Annotated in this window: 8 protein-coding genes and 1 pseudogene; 5 read left to right on the top strand and 4 right to left on the bottom strand. The window is 70.8% G+C overall.

The features are described 5' to 3' along the window. Positions 1–738 (top strand): hypothetical protein (locus tag AOK01_RS11420; protein ID WP_063792771.1); only part of this gene is annotated, 738 nt, incomplete at its 5' end. A 21-nt stretch (positions 739–759) separates the two neighbouring features. Here AOK01_RS11420 and AOK01_RS11415 read toward each other — a convergent pair. Further along, positions 760–960 (bottom strand): hypothetical protein, encoded by a 201-nt coding sequence (locus AOK01_RS11415; protein WP_055510855.1) that lies wholly within the window; start codon positions 958–960, stop codon positions 760–762. A gap of 332 nt (positions 961–1,292) precedes the next feature. Between AOK01_RS11415 and AOK01_RS11410 the strand changes: the two are divergent. The 4 genes and pseudogenes from AOK01_RS11410 to AOK01_RS11395 form a co-directional block, all read left to right on the top strand. Next, positions 1,293–1,781 (top strand): annotated as a pseudogene (locus AOK01_RS11410) (MarR family winged helix-turn-helix transcriptional regulator); the annotation flags it as partial. A 236-nt stretch (positions 1,782–2,017) separates the two neighbouring features. Continuing rightward, positions 2,018–4,582, top strand: coding sequence for an MFS transporter (locus AOK01_RS11405; protein ID WP_483855242.1), 2,565 nt, complete (start codon positions 2,018–2,020; stop codon positions 4,580–4,582). A gap of 127 nt (positions 4,583–4,709) precedes the next feature. Beyond that, positions 4,710–5,534, top strand: coding sequence for a YceI family protein (locus AOK01_RS11400; protein ID WP_055510853.1), 825 nt, complete (start codon positions 4,710–4,712; stop codon positions 5,532–5,534). Between the two features lie 48 nt (positions 5,535–5,582). Further along, on the top strand, positions 5,583–6,053 hold the full coding sequence (locus AOK01_RS11395; protein WP_055510852.1) for a PPOX class F420-dependent oxidoreductase: 471 nt from the start codon (positions 5,583–5,585) through the stop codon (positions 6,051–6,053). 58 nt (positions 6,054–6,111) lie between these two features. Here AOK01_RS11395 and AOK01_RS11390 read toward each other — a convergent pair whose 3' ends face one another. The 3 genes from AOK01_RS11390 to AOK01_RS11380 form a co-directional block, all read right to left on the bottom strand. After that, positions 6,112–8,421, bottom strand: a complete 2,310-nt coding sequence (locus tag AOK01_RS11390; protein WP_063792770.1) for an MMPL family transporter — start codon at positions 8,419–8,421, stop codon at positions 6,112–6,114. 220 nt (positions 8,422–8,641) lie between these two features. Then, complete coding sequence (locus AOK01_RS11385; RefSeq protein ID WP_055510850.1) at positions 8,642–9,325, bottom strand: response regulator; 684 nt, start codon at positions 9,323–9,325, stop codon at positions 8,642–8,644. Next, on the bottom strand, positions 9,322–10,470 hold the full coding sequence (locus tag AOK01_RS11380) for a sensor histidine kinase (RefSeq protein WP_157871262.1): 1,149 nt from the start codon (positions 10,468–10,470) through the stop codon (positions 9,322–9,324). Before AOK01_RS11380 ends, AOK01_RS11385 begins: the two co-directional genes overlap by 4 nt. Between the last annotated feature and the right edge of the window lie 201 nt (positions 10,471–10,671).

The raw sequence follows: 10,671 nt of genomic DNA, 5'->3' as shown, positions 1-10,671 counted from the left end.
GCCGCCTGCGCAGGCGGCGGGGGTGGCGCGGGGGACGGTTACGTCGCCGTACAGCGCCCTTCCTCGTCCGCGGCGGCGGCAGCACCCACGGGAGACGTCGAGTTGGTGCCCCTGGAGGGCGCGTCGGCGGCCAAGGAAGCGGCCGACACCGGAAGTTCGGCGCCCGACGGCACCCGGTCGAGCGAGGGCGAGGGCGAAAACGCGGGCGCCGGTGGAGACCGTGGAGACGGGGACGGTACCGGCCCGTCCGTCTCCGATTCATCCGGCGCCCAGGGCAGCGGCCGTACGAACCCGTCGGCGGACCAGAGCGGTACGGCTGACGCGGACGGTGCGGGCAACACGGGTGGCGCGGGCGGGAGTTCCGGGGCCGGTGAGCCGAGTGGCTCGGTGTCGAGCCCCGCGACGCCCGCCGGGCCCGCCGTGCTGGTCGTCGGCGATCCCGAGCGGAAGCCCGCCGACGAGCGCTGGTGCGACAAGGTCACCGTCGAGTTCCACAACACCGGGGGCACCGCGGTGCGTTCGGGCACGGTGACCTTCGGGACGCACGTCATCGGCGCGCTCGGTATCGACTGGGCGACCGTCGAGTCGGCCGTACGGCTGCCCGTGCCGATCGCTCCGGGCAGCCGGGAGAAGAAGACCTGGACGGTGTGCGTCGACACGGCGGGGGTCCCGCCGTGGACGACGGTGCCTCTCGGCATGCACGTGGAGACGCGGGACGTGTCCGTCCGGTGGAAGTAGGGCGCCCGGTGGCGCCCCCGCCTACTTGAGTGCGAGCCAGGCGACCACGGCGACGACCGCGACGGCCACGATCACACCGACGATCAGGCCGACACGGGGACCTCGGGTGGCTTGGGGGGCCGGCTGCTGCTGACCGCTCTGCGGGTCGTCGACGAACGCTCGGAACATCTGGGTGCTACCCGCGGGGTCGTAGTTGCCCTCGGGGCCCTGGGTGTTTGCCATGCGCGAGACCCTATCGGGTGCCTTCGGCGGCCCCAAGTTTCGGGTGCCGTCAGGGACCCCCGGTCCCGGGCGTCAGGGACCCCCGGTCCCGGGCTCCGGGCTCCATGGCGGCCCACGGCACGGAGATGCCTGTCGGCTCCCTGCCGGCGTCCCTGTCGGCCTTCCGCCGGCCGCGTGCCCGCCTCCTCCGCCCCACATCAGGCCCCACCTGCGTGTTTACGTTCGCCAATACTTGCCTTTGCCAAGGTTTTAGCCCCCGAGCCCCCTTTTCATTTGCCTGCAGCAACCAACGGTTCTTATGGTTGCCTGAAGCAACAAAAGAGGGAGGTGCGATGGCCGCTCGTCGGCAGTACGAGGAGCTGGCTCAGCAGCTGAGCGCCATCGGCGCCGTGAAGCGGGGTCTGGGCCGGGTCCTCCCGCCCGAGTGCCCGGCGGGGTCCACCGCGGTGCTCGCGCTGCTCGACCGGCACGGCGAGATGCGGATGAGCCGGCTCGCCGAGCTGCTCGCCATCGACATGTCGGTCACGAGCCGGCATGTGGCGCACGTCGCCGAGCGCGGCTGGATCGACCGGTCCCCCGACCCCGCCGACAAGCGTTCACGCATCCTGCGGCTGACCCCCGCCGGACGGGACATGCTCGCCGACATCTCCGAGCGCTATATGAACGCGCTCGCCCATTACCTGGCGGACTGGTCGGACGGCGAGGTCGACCAGCTGAACACCCTGCTCGGACGACTGCGCACCAGCTTCGGCGACTGCCGGCCCGTACCGGCGGCACAGGGCGCGACGACTGTGCCGTACCCGCAGGTCACACCCGCCTCGGCCGCACCGCCCGACGCGCCCGGCCCGCCCGGCCCGCCCGGGAAGCCGATGGAGGCACCCGCCCAGGCACCTGTCGAGGCATCCGCCCAGGCGACCCCCGTAGCGGCACCCGCCGAGCGGACCACCCGTACACCCGTATGACGCATCACAAGAAAAGGAAGCCCATGGCAACCACCACACCAGCCGGTGTGCGGGGCTCACACGCCAAGCACGGAGGCGCCCCCGACGGCGCTCCGATGACGCACCGGCAGATCATGGAGGCCCTCTCCGGGCTGCTGCTCGGCATGTTCGTCGCGATCCTGTCGTCGACGATCGTCTCCAACGCACTGCCCGAGATCATCGGCGACCTGGGCGGCGGCCAGTCCGCCTACACCTGGGTCGTCACCGCCGCGCTGCTGTCGATGACCGCGTCGACGCCCCTGTGGGGCAAGCTCGCGGACCTGTACAGCAAGAAGGCGCTCGTCCAGATAGCACTCGTCGTGTACGTGCTGGGTTCGGCCGCCGCGGGCCTTTCGCAGAACGCGGGCATGCTGATCACCTGCCGCGTGGTGCAGGGCATCGGCGTCGGCGGTCTGTCGGCCCTCGCGCAGATCGTCATGGCCTCGATGATCTCCCCGCGCGAGCGCGGCCGGTACTCCGGCTACCTCGGCGCGACGTTCGCAGTCGCGACCGTCGGCGGCCCGCTGCTCGGCGGTGTCATCACCGACACCAGCTGGCTCGGCTGGCGCTGGTGCTTCTACGTCGGTGTCCCCTTCGCGATCATCGCGCTGATCGTGCTGCAGAAGACCCTGCACCTGCCCGTCGTGAAGCGGGACGTGAAGGTCGACTGGGGCGGCGCGTTCTTCATCGCCGCCGCGGTCTCGCTGCTGCTCCTCTGGGTCACCTTCGCGGGTGACAAGTACGAGTGGATGTCGTGGCAGACGGCCGCGATGGTCGGTGGCTCGATCGTGCTCGGACTGATCTTCGTGCTCATCGAGTCGAAGGCCAAGGAGCCGATCATCCCGCTGCGGCTGTTCCGCAACCGGACCATCACCCTCTCCTCCATAGCCTCGCTCTTCGTCGGCGTCGCGATGTTCTCGGGCACCGTCTTCTTCAGCCAGTACTTCCAGCTGGCGCGGAACGAGTCGCCGACCATGTCGGGTGTGCTGACGATCCCGATGATCGCCGGCCTGTTCGTCTCCTCGACCGTCTCCGGGCAGGTCATCACCAAGACCGGCAGGTGGAAGGCCTGGCTGGTCGCCGGCGGCGTACTCATCACGGCGGGCCTCGGCCTGCTGAGCACCATCCGGTACGACACGGACTACTGGAAGACCGGCGTCTTCATGGCGCTGCTGGGTCTCGGCATCGGCATGATGATGCAGAACCTGGTGCTGTGCACGCAGAACCAGGTGGCCCCACAGGACCTCGGCGCGGCCAGCTCCACGGTGACCTTCTTCCGCTCCCTCGGCGGCGCGATCGGCGTCTCCGCGCTGGGCGCGGTGATGGCCAACCGGATCACCCACTACGTCACGGACGGCGTCGCCGGTCTCGACCCCAAGTACGCGGCGGCGGGCGCCAGTTCCAACGGCGCCATCCCGGACATGGACACGCTGCCAGGACCGCTGCGCACGGTCGTGGAGAGCGCGTACGGGCACGGCATAGCGGACGTCTTCCTGATCGCGGCCGGCACGGCGCTGCTCGCCTTCTTCGTCACGCTGTTCATCAAGGAGGTACCGCTGCGTACGTCGGGCGGACTGGCGCAGGCCGCCGAGGCGAAGGCACAGGCTCAGGCACAGGCGGAGGCCGCAGCTGTGGCCGAGGCCGGCGGCTCGACAGTGGCCGACCCTGCGGTGGCCGGCTCGACCGGTGTGCTCCCTGCCGAGTCCGGCGAGCGCGTCCCGAGCTGGGCCGGCGCCGTCAACGGTGACGGTGACGGTAGGGGCAGCGGTAGCGGTGACGGCAACAGCGACGGCACCGGGTCCGCGCCCGAGGGCACCCAGCGGCTCTCGGCGGTCGCCACCCTGGAGGCCGAGCCCGACTCCGGCACGGGTCCCGCTTCCGGCGGGGTCCCGGTCCACGGGTTCGTGCGCGGCGCCGAGAGCGCGCCCGTGCCCCGGGCAGCCGTCACGCTGATCTCCCTCGCGGGCCGTCAGCTGGGCCGCTCGGTCGCACAGGGCGACGGCGCCTACGCGGTGGACGCGCCCGGCACGGGTTCGTACGTGCTGATCGCCTCCGCGGACGGGTTCCAGCCGCAGGCCTCGACGGTCGTCGTGAACGGTGAGCCGCTCGCGTACGACATCCTGCTGAGCGGCACGAGCGGGCTCTCCGGTGCGGTGAAGGCCGCCGAGAGCGGGCAGCCGGTCGTGGGCGCGATGGTCATCGTGACCGACGTGCGCGGCGACGTGCTGGCCACCGGGACCACCGGTGAGCAGGGCGAGTTCACCTTCGCCGAGCTGGTGCCCGGTGCCGTGACCGTCGCGGTGAACGCCGCCGGACACCGGCCCCGCGCCCTGCCTGTCGAGGTCGGCGGCACCGGGGTCACCCGGGTCGAGGTCGAGCTCACCTCCGGGGCGCGGCTCCAGGGCGTCGTGCAGGCACCCGGCGGGCCGCTGAACGACGCCCGGGTCACGCTCGTCGACGCGGCGGGCAACGTGGTCGGCACCGCCACGACCGGGACGGACGGGGCGTACGCCTTCACCGACCTGGACAGCGGGGAGTACACGGTCATCGCGACCGGCTACCCGCCGATCGCGACGGCGCTGACCGTCAACGGCGGCGGCGTCGACGGCCACGACATCCGACTCGCCCACCCCGGTGAGTAGTCGAGAAACCGGTACACGAGAAACCGGTAGTTGAAGATCCCGGTAGTTGAAGACCCCGGCCCGTGGAGCGCGTTCCGAGCGGAGACGCCCTTCGCGGGCCGGTTTTCATGAGAAGAGGTTGCTTGCAATGGGACTGACCGCGCGGATCCGTACGCGGGACGGCTGGGCCGTGTCGCACGCGGTCGTCACGGTGACCGACATGACGGGCGCCCAGGTGGTGCGCGCCGAGGCGGACGAGGAAGGCACCGTACGGGACACGGTCGAGCTGGTGCCCGGCGCGTACACGGTGATCGTCACGGCCGTCGGGTACGCACCCGTCGCGTCGAGCGCCATCGTCACGGCGAGCGGCCGGGCCGAGGTCGGCACCGTGACCCTCGCCCGGCAGGGCGGCACCGAGCTGCCGCCGCCCGGCCCCTGGACGGTGGACCCGGCCCACTCCTCGGTGGGCGCCGTCGCCCAGCACCTGGGCATCTCCAGCGTGCACGGTCGGTTCACGCGGTTCGCCGGCTCGATCGAGATCGCCCCGGACGAGATCGCCAAGTCCCGGGTGGAGGCGGTGATCCGGGCCGACTCGATCGACACGGGCAACGCCATGCGCGACGGTCACCTGAAGTCGCCCGACTTCCTCGACGTCGAGCGCCACCCGGAGATCAGGTACGTCTCCAAGAGCCTGACCCCCGCCACCGGAACCGACCGCTGGACGGTGCACGGCGAACTCACCATGCGCGGGGTCGTACGCCCGGTCGACCTGGCACTGTCCTACCTGGGCACGGGCGCCGACCCCTGGGGCGGAACCCGGGCGGCCTTCCGCGCCACCACGGAACTGCGCCGCGAGGACTTCGCGATGAACTACAACCAGGTCGTCCAGGCGGGCATCGCGGCCATCGGTACGACGCTGAAGGTCGAGCTGGACATCCAGGCCGTGCAGGGGGAGACACTCCCGCAGGCATAGGAACGGCAGGGCCAGCCTGAGCGGGCGCCGTGCGCCTAAGCTGCCCGCATGGCACCGAACATCGCGACGAACACCTCCGTATCGCTGGACGAGTTGCTGGACTTCGTACGTCCCCGGCACCGCGCCATCCTGTTGACCCGCAGGTCGGAAGGCAGCCCTCAGGGTTCGCCGCTGACCTGCGGAGTCGACGACTCGGGCCGCATCGTCGTCTCGACCTACCCGGAGCGCGCCAAGACCCGCAACGCCAAGCGCGACGACCGGGTCAGCCTGATCGTCCTGAGCGACGAGTGGAACGGCCCGTGGGTCCAGATCGACGGCACCGCCGAGGTGATCGACTCCCCCGACTCGGTCGAGCCGCTGGTCGAGTACTACCGCAACATCGCGGGCGAACACCCGGACTGGGACGAGTACCGCGAGGCCATGCGCAAACAGGCCAAGTCGATCATCAGGATCACCCCGAAGAAGTGGGGCCCGGTGGCCACGGGCGGCTTTCCGCCCAAGCAGCCGGAACAGGGCTAGGCGGCTGAGACGGGTTCGGGCTGCTCCCGGAGTCCGGGAGCAGCCCGATCAGGGACCACTACGCCTGGGAGGAGCCGGCGAGTTGGTCCTGCTTGTCGTGCGGCTCGTGGAGTTCTTCGTGGTCCAGGGCCGCGCCTTCGGTGTCGACGTTCGGGAGCACCCGGTCCAGCCAGCGAGGTATCGCCCAGCTCGCCTCGCCGAGGAGTTGCAGTGCGGCCGGCACCAGGATCATGCGGACCACGAGTGCGTCGACCAGGACGCCGACGGTGAGGGCCAGTCCGATGGACGCGACCATCGGGTCGCCGCCGCTGAAGGCGAAGCCCGCGAAGACCGAGGCCATGATGGTCGCCGCGGCGATGACGACGGGTGAGGCCTGGCCGAATCCCCGCAGTACGGCGGCCCGCGTGTCGAGTCCGTTCTTGTGCGCCTCGTGCATGCGGGAGACCAGGAACACCTGGTAGTCCATGGCGAGGCCGAACAGCACGCCCACCACGAGCAGCGGTATCAGGCTGCCCAGGGGGCGGGCTTCGTCGAGGCCGACCAGGCCGCCCGCCCAGCCCCACTGGAAGACGGCGACCGTCACTCCGAGGCTCGCGGCCAGGGACATCAGGAACCCGACGGTGGCCAGCAACGGCAGTGCGATGGAACGGAACACGAGGGTGAGCAGGAGCAGCGAGAGGCCGACCACGCAGAGCAGATAGGTGATGAGGCCGGACGAGAGCTGCGCGTTGACGTCCACGTCGACCGCGGTCTGCCCGGTGACGGAGACCTTCGCGCCCTGCACGTCGTCCGTCGAGGTCCGCAGCAGATTCACCAGGTCACTGGTACGTGTGTCGGTGGGGCCGTGTTCCGGAGTGACCGCGAGGAAGGCGACATCCGCCTTCTCGGCGGTCTGTACGGGGCTGACGTCGGCCACGCCGTCGAGCGCGGCGATGTCCTTCGTCGCACCGGCTGCCGTGCCGGCCGCGTTCGTACCTTCGAAGAGCACGATCAGGGGGTTCTGTTCGCCCGCGCCGAAGGCCTCACTGATGGTGTCGTAGGCCGCGCGCTGGGAGCTGGCCGGGTCGGGGCCGCCCGGGGGATCGAGCTCGGTCTTGAGGGAGAGGGCCGGCAGCGCGAGCAGGACCACGGTGACCACGGCGCCGAGGATGGTGAGGAGGGGCCGGTTGACCACCAGGAGGGCCCAGCGGCCCAGCAGGCGCGGCCGGGACTCGTTCTCACGGTCGCGGTGGTCCGTGGGCTCCGCGGCTGCCGCTGTCTCACCAAAGCCGTCGGTGTCCGCGCCGGTGCTGGTGCCGGTGCTGGTGGTGGTGGGAGTGCTGGTGGTGGTGCCAGCGGTCGGGCGTTCCTTGCGGGGCAGGGCCTTGTGGCCGAGGGTCTTCAGCACGGCCGGCACGACGGTGAGTGAGGCGGCCACGGCCACGATCACGGCGAAGGCCGCGCCCTGTCCCATCTCGGTGATGAACGCGATCCGCAGGATCGCCAGCCCCACGAGGGCGATGACCACGGTGGTGCCGGCCACCACCACGGATGTTCCGGCCGTGCCGGAGGCCCTGGCCACGGCGGAGTCGACGTCGGCCCCACGCCGGAGCTCGTCGCGGAACCGGGAAAGGATCAGCAGGGCGTAGTCGATGCCGACCGCCAGCCCCAGCATCAGGGCGAGGATCAGCGTGGTGGACTGGATGCCTTCGCCGGCCGACGACCAGGCGAGGATGCCCACGATGCCGACGATGACGCCGCCGAGGGCGGTCAGCATGTTCGCGCCGGCCGCGGCCAGTGAACCGAAGGTCAGCAGCAGTACGACGAAGGCGACCACGACGCCGACGGCCTCGGTGACACTGGCGATCTCGGGCGCTCCATCATCGAGGGCTCCACCGAGCTCGATGGTGTACCCGTCGTCCGTCAGGCCTGTCGCGGCCTCGCGGATGGCGTCCTCGACGAGGGCCTGATCGGCCTCCAGGTCGACCGTGAGTGTGGAGACGGCGACCGAGCCGTCCTCGGACACGTAGGGGCGGTTCTCGTCGTACGGGTCCGCGGCGGACAGTACGTCGGGGATGCCGGCGGCGCGTGACACCACGTCCGTGACCAGCTTCCGGCCGGCCGGGTCGGCGAGGGAGGTGCCGTCGGGTGCCTCGAAGACCAGCATCAGCTCGCCGGACTCGGGGCCCGGCGCCGCAGGGAACGCCTTGTCCATCGTGGCGAGCGCTGTGGTCGACTCGGCACCCGCGATGCTGAACTCCGCGTCGGAGAATTTCGCTCCGGTGATCGTCATGACCGTGAAAAGCGCGGTCAGTAGGACCCATGCGCCGGCCACGACGAGTCGGTGGCCGGCGCTGAAGGCGCCGACCCTGGACAGCAATCGAGACATGACAACTCCTGCGTGGCAAAGGGCGGGACGAGGGCCGCAGGTGCGGACCCGATGCCTCACCCTCCGTCGCGGAGTGCCTGTCGGTCGTCGCGCAGACGCGGTAGAGGACATACCGCGGCCGGTGTATTTCTGGGCCGGCGAGTCCTCGGGCCCATAGCGCTGCGGTGCTGTCCCCGGGCCCATAGCGCCGCAGTGCTGCTGTCAGTCGTCAGTACTGCTGTCAGTCGTCGAGCAGACCCGCGCGCAGTGCGGCGACCACGAGTTGCGCTCGGGTTCGGACGTGCATCTTGCTCATGGCCCGGTTGACGTGGGTCTTCACCGTCATCGGCGAGATGAACAGGCGTTCCGCGATGGCGTCGTTGCTCAGGCCCCGGGCGACCAGGCTTGCGACCTCCCGCTCACGGGAGGTCAGGGACGCGGCCTTGCGCAGGTCCTCGGGGGAGGCCGGTTCGTGGGGCCGGGGCCGGCGCGCCGTGCTGGTGAGATGCCCGACGACGGTGTCGGTCGCCACGGCGGACAGGGACGCGCCCCCGGCGGCGACCCGTCGGACCGCCTGCATGAGTTCCTCGTGGTCCGCCGACTTCCCGAGGAAGCCGTTGGCCCCGGCCTGGAGGGCCGCGAGGATGTTCTGGTCGGTGTCGAAGGTGGTCAGCACCAGGATGCCGATGCCCGCGGTGGCGGCGTCGGCGCGCAGCTGGGAGATCGCTCCCACACCGTCGAGTACCGGCATCCGAAGGTCCATCAGGATGACGTCGGGGACGAGGGCCCGCGCCATGTCGACGGCTCGACGCCCGTCACCCGCCTCGCCGACGACGTCGACCTCGTCGCCGGTCTCCAGCAGGGCGCGTATCCCGGAGCGGATCATGATCTGGTCGTCGACGACGAGTACGCGTACGACGCTCATGCGGGTGTCTCCTTCGAGGTGCGGGGCGCGATGGCCGGGAGCTGCGCGGTCACCAGGAAACCGTCCGGGTCCGGCCCGGCGTGGAAGGTGCCGCCCAGCAGATGGACCCGTTCCTCCATGCCCACCAGGCCGAGCCCGCTGCCGGCGGACGCCGTTTCACGGGGCACCCACGCGTTGCGGACCGACAGTGTGACGTATCCGTTGACGGGAGCCTCGACGAGCACCGTGGCGTCGCCTTCGCCATAGCGGTGCGCGTTGGTCAGAGCTTCCTGGAGGAGCCGCTGGGCCGCGGTGCGGGCGAGCGGCGCGAGCGCGAGCAGATGGTCGAGGCCTTCGGTCTCGACCGTCAGGCCGATACCGGTGAAGCTCTGCAGCAGGTCGTCGATCACAGCGGTGTCGACAGGAGCGGACGGGGCGGGGTCGGGTCCGGTCGCGCGAAGGACGCTGAGGAGGACTCCCAGTTCCTCCATCACCGACTGCGTGGCGGCCTGCACGTCGTCGAGCGCGCGCTGGACGACGTGCGGCGAGCGCGCCAGGTTCGCTCGGGCGACGTTGGTGTGCACGCTGACCACCGCCAGGTGATGGGCGACGCTGTCATGGAGTTCGCGGGCGATCCGCAGCCGTTCCTCCGCGACGTGGCGGGCCACTTCCTCCCGCCTCCGCTCGGCTTCCTGACGCCGCCGCCCCACCTCCGCGACCACATAGCGCCGCTGTGCCTGCACCCACTGGCCCACTCCGACCATCGCGGCCACGAGGGCGACGAGGCCGAACACTCCGCCGCCACTGTCGCTGCTCAGCCACGGTAGGTACGCCGCGACCAGCGTGGTCCCCGAGACCACCAGGCCGGCGGCGACCGCGTCGAAGCGGGGGCGGCGCAGCGCGAACAGGAACAGCAGCCCCCCGGCGACCGCCCAGGTGGCCCACGGCGCCGGATCACGCAGTTCCGAACCGGCCAGGAGCGCGGCCACGACGACGGCGAGGCTCGATGCCCGCGCGGCCAGGCCTGCACCCACCGCACCCATGCCGAGAATGATCCACAGCGTCGCGGAGCCGGCCTGGTCGCGGACGATCACAGACGTTGCTCCCGCGATCAACGAGACCACGACCGCGATCATGCCCCCGAACGCCCATCGGTCCGATCTCACCAGTGATCACTCCGTGTTCATGCCCAGACGACAGGTCGGCCGTCGAGAGATCAGTCGTCGACAGGTCGGCCGGCGACTCGGCGACACGGGCCGGCGGACGAGAGCGGCGAAACGAGCATCCGCCCACGTTCCCCGAACCGGCCGCACCAGCGGTTGCCAATGCGGTGAACACTATGGCACGTTGTTCTATAGAACAACGTG

Source organism: Streptomyces aurantiacus (assembly GCF_001418335.1).
GTDB lineage: Bacteria > Actinomycetota > Actinomycetes > Streptomycetales > Streptomycetaceae > Streptomyces > Streptomyces aurantiacus.
This window is presented reverse-complemented; position numbering and strand designations above follow the sequence as displayed.